This window comes from Pantoea sp. Ap-967 (genome assembly GCF_011752565.1).
Classification (GTDB): Bacteria; Pseudomonadota; Gammaproteobacteria; order Pseudomonadales; family Pseudomonadaceae; genus Aquipseudomonas.
Genome location: NZ_VWXK01000002.1, coordinates 1 through 24,582, shown reverse-complemented (window position 1 = coordinate 24,582; position 24,582 = coordinate 1). Strand labels below are relative to the sequence as shown.

22 protein-coding genes are annotated in these 24,582 nt (G+C 66.6%); 14 read left to right on the top strand and 8 right to left on the bottom strand.

The genetic code is table 11. The features are described 5' to 3' along the window. The first annotated feature begins 14 nt into the window (after positions 1–14). The 4 genes from F3J45_RS02660 (at position 15) to F3J45_RS02645 (ending at position 3,702) form a co-directional block, all read left to right on the top strand. A complete protein-coding gene (locus F3J45_RS02660) occupies positions 15–1,550 on the top strand; it encodes an MFS transporter (protein WP_167056936.1) in 1,536 nt (511 codons plus the stop codon). 335 nt (positions 1,551–1,885) lie between these two features. Then, complete coding sequence (locus F3J45_RS02655) at positions 1,886–2,395, top strand: sigma-70 family RNA polymerase sigma factor (protein ID WP_167056933.1); 510 nt, start codon at positions 1,886–1,888, stop codon at positions 2,393–2,395. Next, positions 2,392–3,357 (top strand): FecR domain-containing protein, encoded by a 966-nt coding sequence (locus tag F3J45_RS02650; protein WP_167056930.1) that lies wholly within the window; start codon positions 2,392–2,394, stop codon positions 3,355–3,357. The genes F3J45_RS02655 and F3J45_RS02650 overlap by 4 nt, the downstream gene beginning before the upstream one ends. Positions 3,358–3,561: 204 nt before the next feature. Then, positions 3,562–3,702, top strand: a complete 141-nt coding sequence (locus F3J45_RS02645) for a hypothetical protein (protein ID WP_167056927.1) — start codon at positions 3,562–3,564, stop codon at positions 3,700–3,702. A 7-nt stretch (positions 3,703–3,709) separates the two neighbouring features. Here F3J45_RS02645 and F3J45_RS02640 read toward each other — a convergent pair whose 3' ends face one another. Beyond that, positions 3,710–4,561 carry a GGDEF domain-containing protein gene (locus F3J45_RS02640; protein ID WP_167056925.1) on the bottom strand — a complete coding sequence of 284 codons (852 nt, stop codon included), beginning with the start codon at positions 4,559–4,561 and terminating at the stop codon, positions 3,710–3,712. Between the two features lie 131 nt (positions 4,562–4,692). Between F3J45_RS02640 and F3J45_RS02635 the strand changes: the two genes are divergently transcribed. From F3J45_RS02635 to F3J45_RS02590, 10 genes are all read left to right on the top strand, one after another. Beyond that, positions 4,693–5,172, top strand: a complete 480-nt coding sequence (locus F3J45_RS02635) for an isochorismatase family protein (protein ID WP_167056922.1) — start codon at positions 4,693–4,695, stop codon at positions 5,170–5,172. Positions 5,173–5,354: 182 nt separating this feature from the next. After that, positions 5,355–6,119, top strand: a complete 765-nt coding sequence (locus F3J45_RS02630) for a hypothetical protein (protein WP_167056919.1) — start codon at positions 5,355–5,357, stop codon at positions 6,117–6,119. Positions 6,120–6,369: 250 nt separating this feature from the next. Next, positions 6,370–6,885 (top strand): hypothetical protein, encoded by a 516-nt coding sequence (locus F3J45_RS02625; RefSeq protein ID WP_167056916.1) that lies wholly within the window; start codon positions 6,370–6,372, stop codon positions 6,883–6,885. A 74-nt stretch (positions 6,886–6,959) separates the two neighbouring features. Further along, positions 6,960–7,805 carry a DUF692 domain-containing protein gene (locus tag F3J45_RS02620; RefSeq protein ID WP_167056913.1) on the top strand — a complete coding sequence of 282 codons (846 nt, stop codon included), beginning with the start codon at positions 6,960–6,962 and terminating at the stop codon, positions 7,803–7,805. Continuing rightward, complete coding sequence (locus F3J45_RS02615; RefSeq protein ID WP_167056910.1) at positions 7,798–8,553, top strand: DUF2063 domain-containing protein; 756 nt, start codon at positions 7,798–7,800, stop codon at positions 8,551–8,553. The genes F3J45_RS02620 and F3J45_RS02615 overlap by 8 nt, the downstream gene beginning before the upstream one ends. 207 nt (positions 8,554–8,760) lie before the next feature. After that, on the top strand, positions 8,761–11,532 hold the full coding sequence (locus tag F3J45_RS02610; protein ID WP_167056907.1) for an amino acid adenylation domain-containing protein: 2,772 nt from the start codon (positions 8,761–8,763) through the stop codon (positions 11,530–11,532). A gap of 119 nt (positions 11,533–11,651) precedes the next feature. After that, entirely contained in the window at positions 11,652–13,631 is a 1,980-nt protein-coding gene (gene hflK / locus F3J45_RS02605) for a protease modulator HflK (RefSeq protein WP_167056904.1), read from the top strand. Then, complete coding sequence (gene hflC, locus F3J45_RS02600) at positions 13,628–14,653, top strand: protease modulator HflC (protein WP_167056892.1); 1,026 nt, start codon at positions 13,628–13,630, stop codon at positions 14,651–14,653. The genes hflK (F3J45_RS02605) and hflC overlap by 4 nt, the downstream gene beginning before the upstream one ends. Further along, entirely contained in the window at positions 14,640–15,668 is a 1,029-nt protein-coding gene (hflK, locus tag F3J45_RS02595; RefSeq protein WP_167056888.1) for a protease modulator HflK, read from the top strand. The genes hflC and hflK (F3J45_RS02595) overlap by 14 nt, the downstream gene beginning before the upstream one ends. A 101-nt stretch (positions 15,669–15,769) precedes the next feature. Continuing rightward, on the top strand, positions 15,770–17,584 hold the full coding sequence (locus F3J45_RS02590) for a heavy metal translocating P-type ATPase (RefSeq protein ID WP_167057800.1): 1,815 nt from the start codon (positions 15,770–15,772) through the stop codon (positions 17,582–17,584). Positions 17,585–17,735: 151 nt separating this feature from the next. On the opposite strand, the gene F3J45_RS02585 is transcribed toward F3J45_RS02590, so the two are convergent. From F3J45_RS02585 to bamA, 7 genes are all read right to left on the bottom strand, one after another. Then, positions 17,736–18,365, bottom strand: a complete 630-nt coding sequence (locus F3J45_RS02585) for a TetR family transcriptional regulator C-terminal domain-containing protein (RefSeq protein WP_167057797.1) — start codon at positions 18,363–18,365, stop codon at positions 17,736–17,738. Positions 18,366–18,484: 119 nt separating this feature from the next. After that, entirely contained in the window at positions 18,485–19,393 is a 909-nt protein-coding gene (locus tag F3J45_RS02580; protein ID WP_167056887.1) for a LysR family transcriptional regulator, read from the bottom strand. Between the two features lie 64 nt (positions 19,394–19,457). Continuing rightward, on the bottom strand, positions 19,458–20,819 hold the full coding sequence (locus tag F3J45_RS02575; protein WP_167056881.1) for an FAD-dependent oxidoreductase: 1,362 nt from the start codon (positions 20,817–20,819) through the stop codon (positions 19,458–19,460). A gap of 27 nt (positions 20,820–20,846) precedes the next feature. Then, positions 20,847–21,902 carry an aromatic ring-hydroxylating dioxygenase subunit alpha gene (locus F3J45_RS02570; protein ID WP_167056878.1) on the bottom strand — a complete coding sequence of 352 codons (1,056 nt, stop codon included), beginning with the start codon at positions 21,900–21,902 and terminating at the stop codon, positions 20,847–20,849. Positions 21,903–22,006: 104 nt separating this feature from the next. Continuing rightward, entirely contained in the window at positions 22,007–22,387 is a 381-nt protein-coding gene (locus tag F3J45_RS02565) for a hypothetical protein (protein ID WP_167056876.1), read from the bottom strand. 168 nt (positions 22,388–22,555) lie between these two features. Next, positions 22,556–22,900 carry a hypothetical protein gene (locus F3J45_RS02560; RefSeq protein WP_167056873.1) on the bottom strand — a complete coding sequence of 115 codons (345 nt, stop codon included), beginning with the start codon at positions 22,898–22,900 and terminating at the stop codon, positions 22,556–22,558. Positions 22,901–23,174: 274 nt separating this feature from the next. Beyond that, positions 23,175–24,582: outer membrane protein assembly factor BamA (bamA, locus tag F3J45_RS02555; protein WP_167056869.1), on the bottom strand; the 1,408-nt coding region annotated here is incomplete at its 5' end.

Below are 24,582 nucleotides of genomic sequence, written 5' to 3'. Positions count from 1 at the left end.
GAATGGACGGACCCATGAAAAGCACACTTTCCGACAATGCCCTGCTGGGCACCATCCTGCTGGCGATCTTCGTCGTGCCCAGTTCCATCTCCGGTACGGCGCTGGCGTTGCCGGCCATCGGCAGCGACATCCAGGCCTCGCTGACCCACCTGCAATGGGTGGTGAATGCCTTCAACCTGGCGTTTGCCTGTTTCACCCTGGCCTGGGGCGCGCTGGCCGACCGCCTGGGTCGCAAACGCTGTTTCGTCGCCGGTGCCGGGCTGTACGTGCTGGCCTCGGTGGTGTCGGCGCTGGCCAGTGACGCCTGGGTGCTGGACCTCGGCCGTGCCTTGGCCGGGGTAGGGGCAGCGGCGATCTTCTCGTGCGGCATCGCCATCCTTTCCACCCACTTCGACGGCCCGGCGCGGCTGCGCGCATTCGCCCTGTTCGGCACCGTCGCCGGCCTTGGCGTAAGCCTTGGGCCGACGCTGTCGGGGCTGCTGATCGAGGGCGTGGGCTGGCGGGCGATTTTCTGGGCGCACACCCTGACCTTGGCCCTGGTGCTGCTCGGCACACCATTGATTGCCCGCGATGGCCGCCTGGCTGAGCACAAGGCCGGCTTCGATGTTGGCGGCACGGCGCTGTTCGTGCTGGCGTTGCTGGCCTTGATGGTGGCCATCGTGCAGGGCTCGCAGTGGGGCTGGCAGAGCCCGGGCGTGCTCGGTTTGCTGGTGCTCTCGGGGCTGCTGCTGGCGCTGTTCGCCTGGCAAGAGCGGCGCCACCTGCAACCGATGCTCGACCTGTCGCTGCTCGGTAGCGGGCCATTCGTGGGCCTGGCCCTGGTGACGGTCGCGGCCTCGTTCGGCTTCGTCACCTTGCTCACCTACCTGCCCAGCTATTTGTTCGGCGTGCTGCGCCTGGCCCCGACCCAGGCCGGGCTGGCCATGCTGCTGCTGACCGTGCCGATGCTGTTCTGCCCGATTCTGGCCGGCAAGTGGGCCGCCCGGGGCGTGTCGGCGGTGGGCATCCTCAAGGCCAGCCTGCTGGCCCTGTTGGCTGGGGTGGTGAGCCTGGCGCTGGTGGCCCAGGTGCAGGCGAGCCTGTGGCAACTGGCAGTGCCACTGCTGCTGGTGGGCGCCGGCATGGGCCTGTCGGCGGGGTTGGTCGATGGCCTGGCGCTGAAGACCGTGCCTGCGCAGAAGGCCGGCATGGCGGCGGGGCTGCTCAATACCTTCCGCCTGGGCAGCGAGGCGATTGCCGTGGCGGTGTATGGCTCGCTGCTGGCGACCCTGCTCGATGGCCGCCTGCGTGAAGGGCTGGGCGCGTTCAGCGCAGAGCCTGCGACCGTGCGTGGCTGGATCGACAGCGTAGCGGCCGGCAACCTGGACGGCGTGGTACAGGGCGCCGCCCAGGCCGAAGCCCTGCAGGCGGTGTTGCGCGCAGGGTATGACAGCGCGTTCCACGGTGTGTTGTGGTTCCTGGCGGCGGTGATCGTGTTGCTCACCGTGCTGATTGGCTGGCTGGTTCGCCCATTGCGCGAACAGGAGCGCGGCGCATTGGCCGTGCAATAACCCACCGCCCCCCCATGCGATAACGCACCACCACCTGTAGGAGCGAGCGCAGCTCGCGATGGGGCGCGCAGCGGCCCCAAGGTTCTCATCACGCCGGGGCTGCTTTGCAGCCCATCGCGAGCTGCGCTCGCTCCTACCGGGGCCACCGTCAACGGGTGAACATCTACATCGCTTATGCAATATGGGCATATTTTTAACTTTTTATATTCTTTTTCAGCCAATCCCCCCTGGTGCACACTCGACGCAACTGCCAGGGAAGCAGTCAACCGATCACCTGACCGGCCACCACCTTCTTGTCCGATGGCGTGTGCAGTCCCGCAGAAGATTGTCAGACCATGGACGTACAGAACCTGCCCAAGCAGCAGACCGTCACCCGCATCTTCCAGCAACACTACGCCTGGCTGCGTGCACGCCTGGCGTTTCGCACCGGCTGCAACCACAGCGCCGAAGACTTGGCCGCCGAAACCTTCCTGCGTGTGTGGATGCTCCCGGACCCGACCGCGATCCGCGAACCCCGGGCACTGCTGACCACCATCGCGCAACGCTTGATGTACGAAACCTGGCGCCGGCGCGACCTTGAAAAAGCCTACCTACAGGCCTTGGCCCTTGTGCCCGAAGATCTGCAACCCTCGCCCCACGAGCAGTTGATGCTGGTCGAAAGCCTGGTGGCCATCGACCGCCTGCTCGACGGGTTGTCCAGCCAGGCGCGCACGGTGTTCGTGCTGAGCCAGCTCGAAGGCCTGACCTACGTGCAGATCCAGGAGCGCCTGGGGCTGTCGCTGGGGCGCATCCACCAACTCATGGCGCAAGCCTTGCGCTGCTGCTACCAGGGCCTGGAAACATGAAGCCGCAACGCCTCGACGACCCGGTGGCCGAGGAGGCCATCGAGTGGATGGTACGCCTGCAGTCCGGCGCGTTCGATGAGCAACAGCAAAGCGAACTGGAACGCTGGCGCAACCGCTCCAGCCACCATCGCCAGGTGTACCAGCGCTTGCTCTCGGGCCTGGCCCGCTTCCAGCAGTCGCCCTGGCGTGGGCGGGCCAGCCAGCCGTTGTTGAACAGCCTCGACCAACCCGACGGGCGCCGGGCTTTGCTGCGCAACGCCCTGGGTGTCTGCCTGCTGCTGGGCGGTGTCGGCTGGCTGGCCAGCAGCCCACGCGACAGCTGGCGCGATGGCCTTGAATACAGCACCCGCACTGCCGAGCGCGGCAGTTGGCGGTTGAGCGATGGCAGCCAGTTGCAGCTCAATGCGCGCAGCCGCGTTTCACTCTGGTTCGACGGCCAGCAGCGGCGCTTGCGCCTGCACGAAGGCGAAATGCTCATCGACGTCGCCCCGCTGGGGCAGCGCCCGCTGGCGATCCAGACGGCCTCCGGCACGCTGTTCAGCGAAGGCGGGCGGCTGGCGCTGCGCGAGGCGCCGGGGCGCGCCCGGGTGGTGACCCTGCAGCAGGCCGCCAGCCTGGCGCCAGGCGCTGCACCGGCGGTATTGCTGCGGGCCGGCCAGGTGACCTGGTTCGACCCGCGCGGGGTGCTGCAGCAGGCGCCGATGGCCGCCATGGAAACGGCCTGGCTGCAAGGCTGGCTGGTGGTGCACGACGAACCGCTGGCCAACCTGGTGGAAGCCTTGCGCAGCTACCGCAAGGGCTGGGTGCGGCTGGACCCGGCGGTGGCGCAGCTGCGGGTGAGCGGGCGTTTCCCGTTGGACGACAGCCGCCAGACCTTGGAAATCCTCCAGCAAAGCCTGCCCGTGCGGATCGTTCAGGTTACCGATTATCTATTGCTCATCGGCCAGCAGCGCACGGCCTGACCGGGCCGCTAGGCAAGAGTTGGCATGAAATTCTCATGCTCCCTGGGAAACGCCGTTATTTGTAGCGAATGGCACACATGTTTGCGCGTTGGCCATGCGAGGGGAGGTTCCATGAGTTGTCTAATCTGCGCGGGTCATGCCGAATCTGTCGATTGCCTGGCCGGTTGGGAAGAACGCAGGTGCGCCCAGTGCGGGTGTTACCGAATGTCTCAGGCGTTGATCCTGACCATGATGGACGAAGGGCAGATTTTCGATGCCGAGAAGATGCGCCATTGGCTGCAACTGCAGCGCAGCGTAGTGGCGATACCCACGATTGCCGCGCAGCAGGCCATCCTGTTGCAGTAGCGCGGGCTTATCCCACCACCGAGCGGCGCCGTTTCTGCCGGTACATGTCGTCATCGGCGCAATTGAGCAGGGTATCGATATCCTCGCCATCCTCCGGGTAGCACGCCACGCCGATGCTGCAGGTGGGCATGCGTAACCCGGCGCACGCGCCGCCCAAGGGCTGCGCCATGGCGGCCAGCACTTCGGCCATCATCCGCGCCAGGTCACCCGCCGAGGCCAATTCGGTCAGCAGCACGGTGAATTCGTCACCGCCCATGCGCGCCACGGTGCCCTGGGCGCCCACGCAGCTTTCCAGGCGCCGCGCTACCGCGCACAGCACACGGTCGCCCATGGCATGGCCGTAGGCGTCGTTGATGCCCTTGAAGTCGTTGATGTCGAGAAACAGCAGGGCCAGCGGCTGTTTGCGCTGCAGCGCCGTGGCCAGGCGCTGGTTGAACAGCGCGCGGTTGCACAGGCGGGTCAGGGGGTCGTGGTGGGCGAGAAAGCGCAGTTCTTCCTCGGCGCGGGTCAGCGCCGTGACGTTGCGCGCCACACCAATGCGTGCGCCCACTTCCTCGGACCAGGAAGCGGCCCACAGAATGTGTACGACCGCGCCGTCCTTGCGCAGGTAGCGGTTGCGAAAATCCTGGTGCGACTGGCCGTTCATCACCCGGTTGATCGAGGCATACGTTGCTTCAAGGTCTTCGGGGTGCATGTAGCGGGTGATCGGTGTGCCAATCAGTTCATCGGCGCGGTAGCCGAGCAAAGCCTCGCAGGCGTTGCTGACGAAAACGATGGTGTTGTCCCGGTCGACCACGAACACTGTGTCCAGCATCAGGTGTATCAGCTTGGGGTAGAGCGCTTGCAGGTCAACGGGCATGGGGCGGCGTCCGCTACGGTGGGCTCGGGGCGAAGGCAGCATACACAGGGCCGGGGCGGTTCCACCAGTGCGCACTGTCAGGCCACTTGCAGATATACTCCGCGGCCGTTATTTGCGCCCAGGAGTCGCCCATGCAGCAGGTTCTGCTGATCGTTGATGTGCAGTCCACCTTCAGCCCGCCGGAGTGGCTGGTCGATGGCATCCGCCTGCTGTCGGCCAACATTCGGTCGTTCGCCTCGGTGGAACTGCACGACGAGCAGGTCACGCCGTTCCAGCGCCAATTGGGTTGGCACCCGGCTGCCGAAGACGAATGCCTGATCGAGGTCGACCAGGTGTTCATCAAGCACGGTTACGGGCAAACCGCTGAAACCCTGGAGGCCATCAAGCGCCTGGGCGTGGAGCGGGTGCTGGTGTGCGGCATGCAGACTGAAACCTGTGTTCTGGCGGCCGGTTTTGCCTTGTTCGACGCAGGGCTTACACCCACGCTGGTCACCGACCTGACCGTGGGCTCTTCGCTCGACCGCTCTGGGCAATTGGGCATCGACCTGTGGAAGCACCACTTCCACCACGTCACTACCCGCGCCGAAATCCTTGCCGCGCTTGCTGCCTGAACGCTCGACCCGTCTGTGGCACCGCATCGCGAGCTGCGCTCGCTCCTACCGGATCTGCGCATGCCTTGGTAGGAGCGAGCGAAGCTCGCGATGCGATCTGGTAGGCGAAAAATCCCCCCAGAGGCCCATCCGTTTCCTTTAGCATGAACCCCGACCCCTCCCTCTCCACTGCCTTGCCTGCCATGACTGCCCTCTACCTCAAATTCCTCATCACCCCCACCCTGATGCTCGCCATTTCCCTGGCGTCCAAACGCTGGGGCACGAAAATCGGTGGGCTGCTCTCCGGCCTGCCCGTCACCTCGGCGCTGGTGATGCTGTTCCTCAGCCTTGAACAAGGCCCTGGCTTCGCCCTGCAAGCCGTGCCGGGTGCGCTGGCGGGCCTGGCGGCGGTGCAGGCCACCTACCTGTTCTACTTCCTGGCAACCCGCCGGGTATCGGCGTTCCCTGGCTGCATCGCCGCGCTGCTGGTGTACGCCGCCAGCGCCGCGCTGATGAGCCACCTGCATGCGGTGGCACTGTCGGTGGTGGTGACGCTGGTGATGCTGAGCCTGATTATCGTCGTGACCGCCCGCCAGGTCGTGCCGGCCAATGCCAAGGTGGTGCAGTTGCCGCGCTGGGTCATTCCCATGCGCATGCTCACCGCCACCCTGTTGCTGCTGGCCATCACCGCCAGTGCGCAATGGCTCGGGCCGGTGGCCAGCGGGCTGCTGGCGCCGATCCCGGTGATCGCCTGGCCACTGGCGGTGTTCGCCCACGTGCAGGGCGGGCACCATGAGCTGGGGGCGATCGTGCGCGGCAATGCCATCGGTGGCGTCGGGGTGCTGGGGTTCTACCTGGCGGTAAACGGTTTGATCGTGCAGTGGGGCACATTGGCGTCGATTGCCGTGGCGGTGGTGTTGGCCGTGGTCGCAACCTTTGTCTTGGCCAAGCTGCTGGATCGGCGCTGAACCCTCGCGCCGGCGCCTAGCAGGGCCGGCGCAACCCCTTAGCACACGATGGTTGGCAGCGGCCTTGTATCGCTGTGTATCAAACTACCCCTCCCTTGCGTTCGCATACAAAAGCCTCTCCTGGTCGATACGCCCCGGATACACGCCTCAGGCCAAATGGCCCAGCCCGAACGAACACGCCCAACGGCCTGCGTTCCCTGGCTCATACGCCCATGACGGCATGACCTTACGACCATTCAGGAGAAACACCATGTCCCGTATCCAGTTCCCCAACAAAACCCGCCTCGGCCTGCTGAGCATCGCCCTGGCCGGTGGCCTCAACATGGCCTCGGCAGCCTTCGCCGTCGAAGCCTTGCCGCAGGGTTACCAGCTGGCCGCTGCGCAGAAGGCCGGGGAGGGCAAGTGTGGCGAAGGTAAGTGCGGCGCCGCCGAGGCCAAGGCCACCAAGGCCGAAGGCAAGTGCGGTGAGGGCAAGTGCGGTGCCACGGGCGCCAAGGTTACCCAGGCTGAAGGCAAATGCGGTGAAGGCAAGTGCGGCGATGCCTCCTTCGCGCGTACCGACACCGACCACGATGGCCGTGTGTCCCGCGCCGAGCTGCTGGCCGTGGCGCCAGGGGCCAACGCCGAGTTCGACAAGATAGACGCCAACCACGACGGCTACCTCTCCGAAGCCGAGGTGTACCAGTACCGCAAGCACCAGTTCGACGCCAATGGCAAGCCGTTCCCCAACGACCTGTACAGCAAGCTGAGCCAGGCCAGCAACTGACCCGCCCTGCCACCTTCCCCGCGCCCAGGGCCGGGGAGGGTGCCTGCCCGCACGCCTTGCCAAGGACTCCACCCATGACCTCATCCCTTGCCCTGCACGGCGCCGGCCTTGGCCTGCGGCGTGGCCTGATGCCCGAGCTGCTGGCCCTGCAGCCCGGTGCCGTGGACTTTCTCGAATGCGCGCCAGACAACTGGATCGGTGTCGGCGGCCAGTACGGCGCGGGCCTTGCGCAGTTGGCCGAGCGCTTTCCCCTGGCCTGCCATGGCCTGTCGCTGTCGCTGGGCGGCCCAGCGCCGCTCGACCACCAATTCCTGCGCCAGATTCGCAGCTTTCTTGACCAATACCAGGTGCCACTGTTTAGCGAGCACCTGAGCTACTGCGCCGACGATGGCCACCTGTACGACCTGATTCCCCTGCCGTTCACCGACGAAGCCGTGCGCCACACCGCCGCGCGCATCCGCGAGGTGCAGGACGCCCTCGGCCGACGCATCGCCGTGGAGAATATTTCCTACTACGCCGCGCCTTACCAGGCCATGAGCGAAATCCAATTCCTGCAGGCCGTGCTCGCCGAGGCCGACTGCGACCTGCTGCTGGACATCAACAACCTGGTGGTCAATGCCTGCAACCACCGTTACGACGCCGCGCAGTTTCTCGCCCAGGTGCCCGCCGAGCGGGTGGTGTGCCTGCACGTGGCCGGGCATTACGACGAAGCGCCAGACCTGAAGATCGACACCCACGGCGCCAGCGTGCGGCCCGATGTGTGGCAACTGCTGGCCAGCGCCTACCAGCATCTGGGCTGCGTACCGACCTTGCTCGAACGCGACTTCAACCTGCCGCCGATGGCCGAATTGCTCGGTGAAGTGGCCTGTATCCGCAACCTGCAGGCAGATGCGCAAGCGCTGGAGGTGCGTTATGGCTGAACAGTTGCGCGCGCAGCAACTGCGCATGGCCAATCACATCCGTGATCCACAAGCCAATCCGCCACCGCCCGGTATCGAGGCGCGGCGCCTGGCGGTGTATCGCCAGTTGTTCCTGGGCAATGTGCAATCGATGCTGGCGGGTAGTTTTCCGGTGCTGCAGGCCAGCCTTGCCCCCGGGCAATGGCAAACGCTGACGGCAGACTTCTACGCCAATCACCGCTGCCAGACGCCTTTGTTCACCGAAATGGCCGGCGAGCTGGTCGACTATTTGCAGCACCGGGCTGACCTACCTGGCTGGGTGGCGGAGCTTGCCCATTACGAGTGGATCGAAACGGTATTGCTGCTGGCCGATGACGCCGAACCTGCCCATGACCCGGACGGTGACTTGCTCGACGGCGTGCCGGTGCTATCGCGCCTGGCCTGCCCGCTGGCCTATGCCTGGCCGGTGAGCCAGATCGGCCCCGGCCACCTGCCGCAACAGCCACCGGCCGAGCCATCCTTGCTGCTGGCCTGCCGCGGCCGGGATCACCAGGTGCAGTTCTCGCGCCTGGCGCCGCTGGCCCATGCCTTGCTGGTATCGCTGCAGGAACAGCCGCTCACCGGCCGTGAGCACTTGGCAGCACTGGCCGCGCTCGTCGGTGCCGAGCCTGAAAGCCTCCAGCTGCAGGGCCTGGCGCTGCTCAACGACCTCAAAGCCCAAGGCGTGCTCCTAGGCACAGCCCCACGCACGTACCACAACCCCTTGTAGGAGCGGGCTTGCCCCGCGAACACCGGCGCAGCCGGTGCCATGCACCGCGCCGCCCGCTTCGCGGGCCAAGCCCGCGCCTACAAAGGCCTCTAAAAAATCCAAGGGGGTACTGGCCAATTGCCCCGACCAGCAGCATTGGCGCAGGCACCCGCCGTGCACTAGCGTTCAGGTAATTTCCTACCTCCACGCTGCGAGTCGACCGACATCATGCCGGACCTGCGCCCGAACCCCACGGTTGCCCTGGAGTACAACGCCGGACGCACGATTTTCAGCGACTTCCTGCACCACGCCCAGCAATCTCCCGACACGCCAGCCTTACTCGCCCCGGGCGTCAGCTGCAGTTATGGGCAACTGGAGCGCATCAGCCACGGCATTGCCGCGGCCCTGCTGGCCCGCGGCGCGCAAGCCGATGACCGGGTGGTGATCGTTGCCAGCCGCAGCGCCGGGCTGGTCTACGCCATGCTTGGCGCCTTGCGTGCGGGGCTGGCGTTCACCGTTGCCGACAGGTCATACCCGCCCGCGCGCATCGAACAGATCATCCAAGCCTTGCAGCCCAGGTGCCTGTTGCTGTGCGGCGACGCCGAGCAGGCCGGCGGGCTGCAGGTGCCAGACGCGCCAGCCCAGGCCCTCAGCCACTTCCCGGCCACCGCTGCGCCCTTGCCCCAGGTGAACCCCGAGCAACCGGCCTACGTCACCTTTACCTCCGGCAGCACCGGCGTACCCAAGGGCGTGCTTACCCACCACGCCCCGCTGGTGCACTTCATCGATTGGCATGTGCAGCACCACGGCTTCACCGCACAAGACCGCTTCTCCATGCTCTCGGGCCTGGGCCACGACCCGGTATACCGCGATGTGTTCACGCCACTGTCGATCGGTGCCACGGTCTGCTGCCCGGCCCAGTCGACCCTGGTCAACCCCGCGCAGTTGGCTGCCTGGCTCGACCAGCAAGGCATCACCACCGTGCACCTGACGCCACCGCTGGGCAAACTGATCGAAGCCGGTGCGGCCCTTGAACGGCGCGTGTTCCCGCGCCTGCGCTACCTGTTCTGGGGGGGCGATGCGCTGGGCCACGCCCAGTATGAACAGGTACGCAAGCTTGCCCCCAACGCCCGCAACGTCAACTTCTACGGCACGACCGAAACCCCACAGGCCATGGCCTTTCAGCCACTCGAAGGCCTGGCGCCGGGCATGCGCCTGCCGCTGGGCAAGGGCATCGACGGCGCGCAGTTGCTGGTGGTTACCCCCAGCAACCAGCTGGCCGCGCCAGGCGAGGAGGGCGAGATCCTGATTCGCAGCCCCTACCTGTCGCTGGGCTATTGGCAGGACCCGGGCCTGACCGCGCAAAAGTTCGTGGCCAACCCTTTCACCGGGCGGGCCGATGACCGCTGCTACCGCACTGGCGACCTGGGCCGCTACCTGGCGGACGGCAGCGTCGATTTCCTTGGGCGCGGTGACAGCCAGGTGAAAATCCGCGGCCACCGTATCGAACTGGGCGAAATCGAATGCGCCCTGGCCCGCCACGGGCAAGTCAGGCAGTGCGTGGTGCTGCTCGATCACGCCAACCCCGCGCCCAGGCTGGTGGCCTACTGCGTGGCAGCACAGCCGGTGACTGGCACGCAGTTGCGTGAGGCCTTGGCGCAGCAGTTGCCGGACTACATGGTGCCGGCGCAATTCGTGTTTCTCGACACCATCCCGCTCACCCCCAACGGCAAAATCGACAAGCGCGCGTTGCCGGCACCGGCTGCCGACGGCGTGCCAGCCAACCAGGCATTGACGCCCCTTGCCCAGCAACTGGCAGAGGCCTGGGCGCAGATCCTCCAGGTGCCAGCCATCGATGCAAACCTGAGCTTTGTGGAACTGGGGGGCGACTCGCTGACCTTCGTGCAAGCCTCGCAGGTGCTGGAGGAGTTGACCGGGCAGTTGCCGGCCCGCTGGGAGATGCTGCCTGTGCGCGAGCTTGCCGAGCTTGGCGTGCGGCCAAAGGCGAAGTTGCAATGGCGGGACATGGAAATCACCGTGTTCCTGCGCATGGTCGCGATCATCACCATCGTTGCCGGGCACCTTGGCCTGTTCGACAAAGGCCTGCTGGTGGGCGAAACCACCTCGTTGTACCTGGTGTCGGGCATCGGCCTGGCGCGCTTTCAGCTCGGCGCCATCCACGCCCGTGGCGACGCCCGCTCGCTGCTCAAGTCCATGGCCAGCATCGCCGTGCCGACGCTGCTGTACACCGCGTTGGTGCAGTTTCTGTTCGACAAGGTGCGCTGGCAGTCACTGCTGCTGGTGTCCAACTGGTTCCCCGTGCAGGAAGTGGGCTACTTCAGCTACTGGTACGTCGAGGTGCTGGTGCAAATGGTGCTGATCATCGGCCTGGTGCTGTCGGTCAAACCGGTGTGCCGCCGGCTGATGGCCGACCCATTCCGCTGCCTGTTGCTGGCGGCCTGTGCACTGATGCTGGCCGATGTACTGCTGAGCCTGTACGTGTTCGACGCAGCCCCCTTGCTCAACCGGGTGCCACAGCACTACCTGGGTGTCATGGTGCTGGGCATGGCCGTGCATTTTGCCGACAGCCCGCGACGCAAGTGGCTGGCCAGCGCAGTGGCGCTGCTGATGATTGGCGAGCGAGAGGTCATGGCCATCACCAGCTTCGGCTGGGCCCAATGGTCCCTGGCGGTGCACATCGACATCGCCTTGCCCGCGGTGCTGGCGTTGATCTGGGTGCGCGCGGTGCCACTGCCGGGGCTCCTGGTCAAGGGTGGCGCGCTGATTGCTTCCTCGACGCTGTACATTTACCTTACCCACTTCCAGTTCCAGTCAGTGGCCCGGCGCATCAGCGACCAGCCGCTGCTGGCCGTGGCCCTGGCCCTGGTGGGGGGTATCGTGGTGGGCCTATGCTGGAACACCTTCAGCCGCGCTGTGCTGCTGCGCTGCGGGATCGGCCGCAAGAAACCCGCTGCAGACGCACTAGGGCGGATAGCCTGAGCCGAGTGGCGCGCCAACACATTTTTGACATATTTTGTTATAACGTTTCGGCGCTCGTCGCCTTGACAGTCCGTTTTTCGGCGCTTCATCGGCGACGCCTGGTATTTCCTGGAGTCTTCATGAGAGTCGATCTGGACAGCGAGGCACAAGACCTCGATGGCTTTCCCCGTTTTCAACGCGCCCAAGGCCAGGCTCGACGGCTGGTGGTGCTGACGTACCTGGCACTGGCCGCCGCCTTGCTGTTGTGGATGCTGCAGGGCCTGATAAAAATCTTCAACGCCGACTCCCATTGGGTGGTGCTGCTAGGGGTCAACGCGGCTGGGCTGTTGCTGCTGGCCGCTGGCGCGCAGTCTGCCTGGCGGGTGGCCTTCTGGCGCGCCCAGGCCATTGGCGCGCCGGCCACTTCGCTGCTGTTCTGGCGCGGCCAGGGTGCTGCGGCCGAGCCTGAGGTGCTGACCGGCTTCGCGTTGTGGAGCCACAACCTCGCCCAAGCCTGGCGGCGCAGGCTTGAGGCCATGGGAACGCAAGTATTCTGGCTGGGCGGGCTGGCCTTGCTGGCGCTGCTGTTGGTCAGCGGCGTGTGGCGGTTCGACTTGCCGGTGCCACAACCGGCAGGGCAGGCTAGCTGGCTGGCCATCGGCCTGTTCACAGTGGCGGCTTTCGGGCTGGTGGTGACCGAGCGCCACCTGGCCGCCGAATCGCCCTCAAGCTGGCCCGAGGCCGCGCCGTTGGCTGGGCTGATGCGCCTGGTCATCGCCGTGCAGGCAGTGAGCGTGGTCTGCCTGTTGGGCGTCGACGGGCAGCGCCTGTGGCCAGCCTGGCTGGCGGTGCTGCTGGGGGTGTTGCCGGCGCTGGCGGCGCTGGAGCTGCTGGTGCGGGCAGCGGTGTCGCTGTTTCGCCCACGGCGCCCGCGCGAAGAGCCCCCGTTGGTGGCCCGCTGCCTGGTGGCCAGCCTGCTGCAATGGCCACCCCGGCCCTTGGCGGTGTTGCAAGGCGAGCTGCACCAGCGCCTGGGCATCGACCTGCGGCAAGTCTGGGCCTTTGCCTTCATGCGCCGGGCCTTGCTGCCGGTGCTGCTGTGCGTGGCCCTGGCAGGCTGGTTGCTGACCAGCCTGGTTCAGGTGCCCATGAGCAACCGTGGCATCTACGAGCGTTTCGGCAAGCCGGTGGCGGTGTACCCGCCAGGCTTGCACCTGGGCCTGCCATGGCCGTTTGGCCGGGTGCTGATGGTCGACAACAGCGTCATCCATGAACTGGCCACCTCCGGCGCCGACCGCGCCGCCGAACCGCTGGCTGCTGCCGAAGGCCCCGCACCGCTGGCGGCGAACCGCCTGTGGGATGCCACCCACCTGAGCGAGAACTCCCAGGTGATTGCCGGCACCGACGGCGGGCGCCAAGGCTTTCAAGTGGTCAATATGGACGTGCGCTTCATCTACCGCATCGGCCTGAGCGATGAAGCAGCGCTGGCAGCCACCTACCACAGCGCCGATGTCGCCCAGCTGTTGCGCAGCACGGCCAACCGGGTGCTGGTGCACGACTTTGCCGGCCGTTCCCTGGATGGCCTGCTGGGCGCCGAGCGCGAGGCGCTTGGGCGTGACATCGGCCGCGCCGTGCAGGCCGACCTCGACCGCATGGGCAGCGGCGTGGAACTGCTGGCCACCGCAGTGGAAGCGATTCACCCGCCGGCTGGTGCGGCCAACGCCTACCATGCCGTGCAGGCTGCGCAGATCACCGCCCAGGCACTGATCGCCCGCGACCGCGGGCAAGCCGCGCAGCAAGCCAACCAGGCCCGGCAAACCGCCACCGCGCTGGTCGACAAGGCCACTGCCGACGCCCATGCCACGCAGGCCGAGGCCGACACCGCCGCCTTGCGCTTCAGTGCCGAACGCAGCGCCTGGCAGCAGGCCGGGCAGGCATTTCTGCTGGAGCAGTACCTGGACCGCCTGGCCCACGGCATGGCCGGGGCCAACAGCCTGATCATCGACCACCGCCTGGCGCAAACCCAGGCACCGACCCTGGACCTGCGCAGTTACGCAGCCCCGGTCGACCCTGCACAGTCCCCATCCGTTTCCGGCCGTTCCCAGGAGCGCACCCAGTGAGTCCCCATAGCACACACGCCCACGGGCATGATCATTCTGCTCACGACCACGACCACGACCACGACCACGACCATGGACAGGGTACTGGTCGCCCGGCCTGGCTGCGCCTCGGCGTGGCACTGCTGCTGGTGCTGGTCATGGCCGTTACCGCCTGTTTCATCCAGGTCCGCGTGGGGGAAGCCACGGTCATCACGCGCTTCGGCAACCCGGCGCGCATCCTCACCGAACCGGGCCTGGCTTGGCGCTGGCCGGTGCCGTTCGAAACCGCGGTGCCGGTCGACCTACGCCTGCGCACCACCTCCAGCGGCTTGCAGGATGTGGGCACGCGCGATGGCTTGCGCATCATTGTCCAGGCCTATATCGCCTGGCAGGTTGCCCCTGACCCGCAGCATATCCAGCTGTTCATGCGTGCGGTACAGAACCAGCCCGACGAAGCGGCCCGGCAAATCCGTACCTTGGTGGGCTCGGCGCTGGAAACCACGGCCAGCGGCTTCGAGCTGGCCGACCTGGTCAATGTCGATGCCAGCCGGGTGCGCATCGACGCCTTCGAGCAACGCCTGAACCAGCAGATCGCCCAGCAGCTGGCCGACACCTACGGGGTGCGCGTGGTGCAGGTAGGCATCGAGCGCCTGACCCTGCCCAAGGTCACCCTCGATGCCACCGTCGACCGCATGCGCGCCGAACGCGAAACCATCGCCACCGAGCGCACCGCCGAAGGCAAGCGCAAGGCTGCCGAAATACAGTCGGGTGCCGAGCGCGATGCACGCATCCTGGAGGCCGATGCCAACGCCAAGGCGGCGCAAATCCAGGCCCAGGCACAAGTGGAAGCCGCGCAGGTCTACGGCAAGGCCTACGCCGGCGCGCCGCAGCTGTATACCTTGCTGCGCTCGCTGGACACCCTGGGTGCGGTCATCAACCCCGGCACCCGCCTGGTGCTGCGCACCGACGCCGCACCGTTCCGGGCGCTGGTGGACGGGCCACTGCTGATGGCCCCCGCGGGAGGCGCCCATGACAAACCGTGAAACAGGCGCCGAAGGGCCTTGGCTGCAGGCCGGGCGCATCGGCTTTCTCGCCTTGTACGCCGCCACCCTGCTGGCGGCGCTGGGCTGGCTGTTCGGCAATGTGCGCCAGGTCGGCCCGGAAAGCCGGGCCGTGGTGCTGCGCCTGGGCGCCGAGGAGCGTATCCAGAATGCCGGCCTGCTGCTTGCCTGGCCGCAGCCGTTCGAACAGGTGGTGATGCTGCCTTCGGCCGGGCGCGTCAGCGAGCGCCGGGTCGAGCTGCTGCTGCGCTCGGCGCTGGCGCAGAAATCCGACAAGGACGGCACCCTGGCCAGTGACGCCACGGCTGGTTCCGGCTACCTGCTCACCGGGGATGCCGGGGCCGTGCAGCTGGATGTGCGGGTGTTCTACCAGGTGACCGACCCCTACGCATTCGCCCGCCAGGGCAACCACGTGGAACCTGCGCTGGACCGCCTGGTAGAACGCAATGCCGTGCAGGTTTGCGCCTCCCGCGACATGGACGCCATCCTGGTTGCGCGTCCCGAACTGGTGGGCGCCGACGCCCAGGCAGCCGAGCGCCGCGAGCGCCTGCGCGGCGATTTGCAGCAGGGCATCAACACCAGCCTGGGGCGCCTGCAGGCGGCCGGGGCGGGCCTGGGCATCGAGGTGACCCGGGTGGATATCCAGTCCTCCCTGCCGTGGTCGGCCGTCAGTGCCTTCAATGGCGTGCTCACTGCCAGCCAGCAGGCCGAGCAGGCGGTGGCCAGGGCGCGCAACGACGCCGCTCAGCGCTTGCAGCAAGCCACCCAGGCGGCAGACCGCACCGTGCAGGTGGCCCAGGCCGAAGCCCGCGAGCGGCTGGCCCGCGCCCACGCCGACACCGCCACCATCGTTGCGCTCAGCCAGGAGCACGACCCGCAATTGCTGCAGCGCCTTTACCGCGAGCGCATCCCGGCGATTCTTGCCCGGGCCGGCGCTGTCACCACCGTCGATAACCAGGACGCAGGGCACATGATCCTGCAGGGGCCCAAGCCTTGAGTAGCCATCACTGTGACGGGCACCATGCCCACTTCCACCTGGGTACAGGCCTGCTGAGCGCTGCCGAGCAGCGCAGCGCCGCGCGCCAGCTGACCCTGGCCATGCTCGCCCTGGGGCTGCTCGGGCTAGGCCTGCTGTGGCGCTGGTTGTTGCCGCAGCAGTACGAAGTCAGCCAGTTGCTGCTGGGCGCGGCGTCGCTGCTGGTGGCCATTCCGGTGCTGCGCTCGGCCTGGCACAGCTTGTTGCGGCCCAGCCTGCACGGCATCACCGACCAGTTGATCGGCCTGGCCATGCTCGGCGCCTGGGCCACCGGCGACTTGGCGACCGCCGCGTTGCTGCCGATCATCATGATCTTCGGCCACATGCTTGAAGAGCGCAGCGTGCTGGGCTCCCAGGAAGCGATTGCCGCGCTGGGGCGCCTGACCCGCAGCCAGGCGCGGCTGATTGGCAGCAGCGGCGAGGTACGCGAGGTCGACAATGCCAGCCTGCAGCCGGGCGACCAGGTCGAGGTGCGCGCCGGTGACCGGGTGCCGGCCGATGGCCGGGTGGTGGAGGGGCACGCCAGCCTTGACTGCGCGCCCATCACGGGCGAGGCGGTGCCCCTGGAAGTTGCGCCCGGCATGGACATCCACGGCGGCTCGATCAACCTCGACGGCCTGCTGCGGGTGGAAATCACCCGGGTGGGTGACGATTCCACGCTGGGCAAGGTCATCGCCCTGATGCAGCGCGCCGAGCGCGCCAAACCGCCGATTACCCGCCTGCTCGAACGCCATGCCGGGCGCTACCTGGTGCTGGTGCTGCTGATTGCCGCTGTCACCTGGTTCATCACCAGCGATGCCCAGGCCATGCTGGCGGTGCTGGTGGCGGCGTGCCCCTGCGCGTTGGTGCTGTCGGCGCCGGCCACGGCGGTGGCCGGCATCGCCGTGGCTGCCCGGCATGGCATCCTGATTCGCGGCTCGGCGTTCCTGGAGGAACTGGCCGACCTGACGTCGCTGGTGATCGACAAGACCGGCACCCTGACCTACGGCGACCTGCGCCTGCGCAGTGTCGAACTGGCCGACGCCAGCGTCGACCAGGCCGCCGCCGTGCGCCTGGCCGCCAGCCTTGCCAGTGCCAGCAGCCACCCGGTCAGCCGCGCCTTGGCTGCGTTGGTGGTGCATGCCGAGCAATTGCCGCTGCTCGATGTGCAGGAGCGCCAGGGCTTTGGCATCGTTGCCCAGACGGGGCAGGGTGAGGCGGCGCTGGGGCGGCCAGAGCTGTTCGGCCGGCTGGGCATCGAACACGGGCCGGTGCCGGCCCATGACGGCCCGATTGCCGGCCTGGCCTTGAATGGCCGCTTCCTGGCCTGGTTGCTGCTGGCTGACAACGTACGTGCCGAGGCGGCCGATGCCCTGCAGCAATTGCGCGAGTTGGGCTTGCAGCGCCAGTTGCTGCTGACCGGCGACCGCCGCCGCGTCGCCGATGCGATCGCCGCGCAGGTTGGTGTCAGCCGGGTGGTGGCCGAAGCTTTGCCACAGGACAAGCTGGCCCAGGTGAACCAGGAGTTGCAGGCCGGTTTTCGGCCATTGGTGGTGGGCGATGGGATCAACGACTCGCTGGCACTGAAGGCCGGCGCGGTGGGCGTGGCGATGGGGGCGGGCGGTGCGGATATCGCGCTGGCGGCGGCTGACATCGTGCTGATCAATGGCGACCTGCGCCGCCTGGGCACCTGCGTGCGCCTGAGCCGCCTGTGCCGGCGTACCTTGCAGGTGAATGTGTTGATCGGCCTGGGCTGGACCTTGGCGATCATGCTGGCGGCGGCGTTTGGTTTGCTGGGGGCCGCGGGGGCGATGATCGCGGCGTTGCTGCACAACTTCAGTACGTTGCTGGTGTTGTCCAATGCCGGGCGGTTGTTGCGCTATGACGAGCGGGGCTGACTGGGGTGGGTAGGTGCCTGTGAGATCGAGCGACGCCCGCGCGGCGCTTCGCGAGCTGCGCTCGCTCCTACGGAGGCTATCTAAACCGGTAGGAGCGAGCGCAGCTCGCGATGCGCCGCGTAGGCGGCGCTCGATCTCACACGCGCTATCGCTAACCCGGCGCCAAGCCGCTCAGCAGCCGGTGCACCGACGCACTGGCAACGCGATAGTCCAAAGGCTGGGCCCCACCGCGCGGCGCATCCCAACCCCTGCCAAGGCACGACTGGGCCATGGCCCACACCGACGGCAACACATGCTCGGGGTTCACCGCCGCCAGCTTGCCATTGTCCACCCACTGCCGAATCTGCGCGGTGTTCTGCCGTGCCTGGCTCGCCCAACAATCCAGGAAATCCCCCGGAATGCGCCGGCCACCTTCCTTGAGTTCCTGCAAGAACACCTTCGAGGCAAACGGTTGGCCTTCGAACAGTTGCAGCATCGAGGTCACCGTGCGGCTCAAGGCCTCCAGGGGTGCATCGCCATGTTGAAACGGCGCGCATGCCTGCAGGTAGCGCGGGGCAATGTCGGCCAGCACCTGCATATAGAGGTTGGCCTTGGTCTTGAAGTAGTAGAGCACGTTGGAGCGCGGCAGGCTGGCCAGTGCGGCAATCACCGACAGCTTGGTCGCGGCGTACCCCTGCAGGGCGAACGCTTCGCTGGCGGCATCGAGGATAACCCTGCGAACCGGGTCGGGCGCGGGATCATCCGGCGCCTTGGGGGTTTCTCGCGGCAGTTCGAACGGCATGATGTACACGGCAACGATTCCTGGCGGCGCCTGATGCCTCGATCAGCGCGCTGAAGATGGGGAATGCGCAATATACAAAAATATACAGCGAATGTGCGTGAGAATTATCGGCCAGTTGCTCAGGCAATGACCTTGGCTGCCGCCAGCACCAGGCCGCGCAGCCACTTCGAGGCCTGGGCCCGGTGCTTGCGTGCGTGCCATAGCTGGTAATAGCGCAGGGGCTGGGCCGGTACCGGGAACGGCTCGATTCGCACCGGCAGCAGTTCGGCGTAATGCCTGGCAAATGCCCGCGTGGTGGTGAACACCAGGTTGCTTTTGACCAGGGCGTAGGGCGCCAGGCAAAAGTACGGCAGGGTCGTGGTCACCCGCCGGGCCAGGCCGCTGCGCTCCAGTTCCGCGCCAATCGTGCCCTGGCCGGAGGCATTGTGGGTCAGCACGTCCAGGTGGTCTGCCTGCAGGTAGGCCTCGCGGTCGAGGGCGCCGGGCGGCACCGGGTGGCCGTCGCGCACCAGGCACACCAAATCGTCATCGCACAATGCCTGCAGGTGCAGGTGTTGCGCCGGGCTGCGCCAATTGCCGATGACCAGGTCCAGCGCGCCTTCCTCCAGCCCGCGGGCATAGCCGCCTTCGGCCTGCAGGTGGGTAAGCTCCAGGGTGGCGAACGGCGCCTGGGCCTGGAAGCGTTCGATGATGGCGGGCACGAAGAACACGCTGAGGTAGTCCGGGGTGCTGATGCGAAAGTGCTGGCGGGTGGTGGCGGGGTCGAAGCGGTCGATCGGGTGCAGCACCTGCTCGATCCCGGCCAGGGCCTGGGCGACGGGCTCGATCAGGCTCTGCCCATGGCTGGTCAGTACCATGCGGCTGCCACTGCGCACCAGCAGGGGGTCGCCGGTGAGCTGGCGCAAGCGGCGCAGGGCCACGCTGACGGCGGGCTGGCTTTGCCCGAGGCGTTCGGCACTGCGCGACACGCTGCATTCGGTGAGCAGGATATGCAGCGTGCGCAGCAGCTGGGTGTCGCAGTTGGGCATGGGGCTGGCTACCAGGCAGGAAGGGTTCGGTATATAGATAACTATATACCGATTAGCTGGGCCGTTACCCCCCGTTCGCCAGGCCTTTGACCAGCTCCGCTTTTTCCGCAGTGGCAGCGCCCATCAGCACGAAGCCCTGCAACTGCTGCCGGGGGCCGTGGTAGAGGGCGCGAACCTTGGCGATACCCTGTTCGCAATGGCCCAGCAGCTCGGTCGACCAGGCCCCGTGCTCTTCCACCGGTGAGGCGACAATCGTGGGCAACACGCTGGTCTTGATGGTTACCGGCATGGCCGGGTAGGCGACTGCAGTCGGCTGGCCGGCCAGGGTCCGGGCCAGGGCGCGGGCCTGGTGCATGATCGGCAGCACATAGGGCAGCACCCGGTCATGCACCTGGGCGCAGTCACCCAGGGCATAGACACCCTTGGCACTGGTTTGCAGCCAGGCATCGGTGACGATGCCGCCGGCCACCGCAAGGCCCGCGGCACGGGCCAGCTCCACCCGTGGCGCCAGGCCGATGGCGCTGAGCACGTAGTCCACCTCCAGCACCTGGCCATCGTCCATGCACACCTGCAGCGCCTGGCCATGCTGGCGCACGGCCACGGGCGTCGCCCCCAGGGCCAACCCCACCCCGATCGACTGCAGGGCCTTGGCCATCGCTTCGCCAGCCGGTGCCGGCAACAGGCGGCTCAAGGGCCAATTGGCGCGGTCGACGATGCTCACCGCATGCCCGGCGTGGCGCAGGTCGTTGGCGAATTCGCAACCGATCAGCCCGCCACCGAGGATGGCGATGCGGCTGGCCTGGCCGATTTGCTGGCGAAAGTGGCGGTAATCGTCAAGGTCGTTGACGGTGATGATCGCGCCCGTGGCGTCGCCTTCCAGCGTTGGGCGCCGTGGGTCGGCGCCCAAGGCCAGCACCAGCGCGCTGTAGCCTTGCACCTGGCCTTCGATGTGCACGCACTGGTTGGCGATGTCGATCCGCTCCACGCGGCGGGTGGTGATGACCTGGGCACGCAACTGCTCGGCCATCTGCGCGGCGCTGTGGGTGACCAACTGCTCGGGCAGCCGGCCACTTTGCAAGGCATTGGACAGCGCAGGCTTGGAATAGAACTCGCCGCCATCGCGGGTGACGATCACCATGGCGACGTCGGGGTCCAGCTTGCGCAGTTCACGGGCCACGGTGTAGCCGGCCAGGCCGCTGCCGAGGATCACCACCGGTTGCGCCACTGCCGGGGCTGGCGGCTGGGCCGCGGCGCTGTCCTGGGGCAGGCGGATCATGTCGAAGTCGCCCTTGCCCACGCCGCATTCCGGGCAGAACCAGTCCGGGGGCACATCCTCCCAGCGGGTGCCGGCCTTGATGCCGTCTTCCGGTATTCCCAGGGCTTCGTCATAGATGAAGCCACACACCAGGCATTCCCATTTGTACATGCTCGATACTCCCAAGGCAGTTGGCGCTTAGCTGGTAAAGGCGCGGCCCAGGCCCAGCTTGCTCAAGGCGCGGCGGTACGCGGTGGACGAACGGTCGGCGGGAATGTGGATTTCCAGCGACAGGTCCAGTGGCAGGTCTTCGGGGCGGCACAGCTCGACGATGTCGCGGTCCTCCTCGAAAACCTGCTGGTTGAAGGCGTACACATCGTCCAGCGGCAGGTCTTGGTCGAAGTTGCGGGTGATGGCGCAGAACATGCGGGTTTTACGCGCGGAAATCGGGCTGGCGGCGTTGAGAATCACCAACCGCTGCTGGGGATCGGGGAAGTTGACCGCCAGGCGCGCGGTGAACGGGGCGAATACATCGAAGGTGCGCACCCACTGGAAACCGCTGGGTGCACGGTGCTGCAGGTGCTTGGGGAAATTGCTCACGCTGCTGACGTACTCGGCGTGCAGGCCGTGGGCGGTGAGTTCGGCCTTGTAGGTTGGCACCACCGGGTTGTCGCGGTCGGCGAAGGCATCGTGGTGAATCCAGGCAAAGTGGGCAACATCGATGAATCCCTCTACCTGGCGCCCGGCCGAGGCGGCGATGTCGATTGAAGGGGGCAGGATGCGCTGGTAGCTGGCGTCGTCCCAGGAGGGCATTTCCGGGAACGGTGCGTCGTGGCCGTTAATCAGCACCCAGACCAGGCCGAACGCCTCGCGGGCCGTGTACATCTGGATGCGGTGGCGTTCGGTAAGGTTGGCGTTGGGTTCGGAAGGAATGCGGGTGCAACGCCCGTCGGTGCCGAAGTGCAGCCCGTGGTAGGGGCAAATGATGTTTTCGCCCTGCACCCAGCCACGGCTCAGCGGCGCGCCACGGTGGCTGCAGATATCGCGGGCGGCATTGAGCTTGCCCCCGGCGCGGTACAGCACGATGGGTTCGTCGAGCAGGGTGACGGCATAGGGTTTGTCGCCTACTTCGTGGCCGAAGGCGACGGGGTGCCAGTGGCGGGTGAGGATGTCACGGTCGTGGGGGGGGAACGAACTGGCCTGGGTGATCGGGTTCCAGGTGACGCTCTGGCAGGCGGTGGCGGAATTGGACATTTCGCTTCTCCTTGTTTTCGAATGGCAAGCACCATTCTGGAGAAGCGATGCCGGCGCGCCCATGGCGCGCCAGGCATGTTGGCTATGTCAGATACGTTATGGTCTCAACGGTGGTAGCGGTGGTCATCGTAATGGGCATTGCGGTGGTGGCGCTCCCAGTCGCGGCGGCGTTCGGCCTCGCGGCGGGCCTGCTCGCGGCGCCATTGGGCGCGGCGCCATTCTTCGCGGCGGCGGTCTTCGCTGCGATAGTGCCAACGGCCGTCGCGCCAGTAGCGGTCGTCATGGGCCAACAGTGTGGTGGGTTGGGCATCGGCCACGCTGGCCAGGCTCGGCCAGGGGTTTTCGGCAGCCCTTGCCGGTGCCTGCACGGCCGTTGGGTTGGCCAGGGCAGGGTTCGAGGTGTGCATCGGGTTCGCGTGGGCCGAACCGATGGCGGCGAGTGCGAACAGGCCAGTGAGCAGCAGTCTCGGAAGTTTGATGTTCATGTGCTAGGACAACCCCAGGTTGACATAGGGACATGCACCGGCGCGGCACCTTCGGGTCGCGTTCGGTGCACGCGTGTGCATGTCCCAATAGACAAGTAAATGGGGAAAAGTTCTGGCCGGTCAGCAGTTTAGTGACTTTTGCCCAGGCGACAGGCGGTCAGCGCACGGTCAAAAAGCCTGGTCGCGCAGCCACACCAGGGGGCGCGTGGGGTCGTCGCTGCCCATGCGGGCGAAGGTGGGCGAGTCGAGCATGGCCTTGACCTGGCCGCCAAGGGCCAGCAGGTGCTCGGCAACGTCTGGGCCGATGGGGCCGCTGTCTTCCATCGACACGCCGCTCTGGCTGTGCTGGATGGCCAGGTGGTAGTGGCTGGGTTGTTCGCCGCTGGCGGCGAGGATGACCGTGTAGCGCGGGCCGAGCAGGGCGGCCAGGCGCTGTTGCACCAGGGCGAGCAGCGAGGGCGGAACGTCATCGTGCAGTGCCGTGGCCAGCGCGGCGGGTGCGAAGGGGGGCATGGGGTTACCTGTCAGGCCTGTTCATGTGGATCTCAGCTTAGGCAAGCTGACTGTCAACTTGGGTTAAGCGAGGGTAAAAGCGGGTAATTTGTGTGGCGCGTGTCATCAAAAAAACTGCGCCCTGCCCTGGTAGGAGCGAGCGCAGCTCGCGATGGGGCGCGTAGCGGCCCCAGGTTCGCAGCTTCGCAGCACAGAGCGCCGGGGCTGCCTTGCAGCCCATCGCGAGCTGCGCTCGCTCCTACAGGTGTACGGGAATGGAGCTCGCGACGGTGAATCAGAACGTCTGGCCCAGGGAGAACTGGAAGATCTGCGTCTCGGCGTTGTCTGGCTTCTTCAACGGCGCCGCCAGGCTGAAGCTCAACGGCCCCATTGGGCTGTACCAGGTCACGCCGATGCCCACCGACACGGCCAGCTGGTTAAGGTCCACGTTGCCACAGCCTTGGGTGGTGGACAGGTAGCATTTGTCGGCGTACACGTTGCCGGCGTCGACGAACACCGAGCTGCGCAGCTGGCTCTGGTCCTTGACGAAGGGCACGGGGAAAATGTACTCGGCACCGCCCGTCACCAGGATGTTGCCGCCCAGCACGTCAGTGTCGCGGTCGGAGTAATACGCCTGGCCTTCGCTGGCATAGGCGCCGGTGGCCGGCGTGCTGCGTGGGCCGAGGGTGCCGTCCTTGAAACCGCGCACCGAGCCTTGGCCACCGGCGGTGTAGCTTTCGTAGAAGGGCAGGCCGTCGGTGGAGCCGTAGCCATTGCCGTAGCCCAGGCTGGTGTGCAGGCGCAGGGTGGTGGTGGTGCTCAACGGCAGGAAGGTCTGGCCGGTGTAGTCGAGCTTGTAGAACGACAGGTCGCTGCCTGGCGTGGTCGCCATCAGGGTCAGGCTTTGGGAGTGGCCGCGGGTGGCCAGCACGCCCTTGTTCAGGGTCGATGCCGACCAGCCGATCGAGGCCTTGAGGTTGTTGAAGCTTTCGCCTTCGCGCTGGATGAAGTCGTAGATCTCGTCGGCGCTGTAAGTGCCGGGGTTGATGTCGTCGTGCTGCAGGGTCAGGCCGAAGGTCAGGCGCGACGTTTCGTTGATCGGGTAGCCGAAGTTCACCCCGGCGCCGTAGCTGTTGATGGCGTAGTAGGAAACGCCGTCGTCATAGTAGTCGCTGTAGTCGGTGCTGCTGTAGAACAGGTTGTAGCCCAGGCTCACGCCATCTTCGGTGAAGTAGGGGTTGGTAAAGCCGAAGTTGTACTTGGTCTGGTATTCCGAGCGGGTCAGGCCAATCGACACCCGGTTGCCGGTGCCGAGGAAGTTGTTCTGGCTGATCGAACCGCCCAGGATCAGGCCGGCGCTCTGGGCGAAGCCGACACTGGCGGTGATCGAACCGGAGGCTTGCTCCTCGACGCTGTAGTTCACGTCGACCTGGTCATCGACACCGGCTACCGCTGGCGTTTCAACGTTCACGTCCTTGAAGAAGCCCAGGCGCTGCAGGCGGGTCTTGGACTGGTCGATCAGGTAGGTCGAAGCCCAGCCACCTTCCATCTGGCGCATTTCGCGGCGCAGCACCTGGTCTTCGGTCTTGGTGTTGCCGCGGTAGTTGATGCGGTTGACGTAGGCACGCTTGCCCGGGTCGACCACGAACATGATGTCGACGGTGTGGTCCTGGTCGTTCGGCTGTGGCACGCCGTTGACGTTG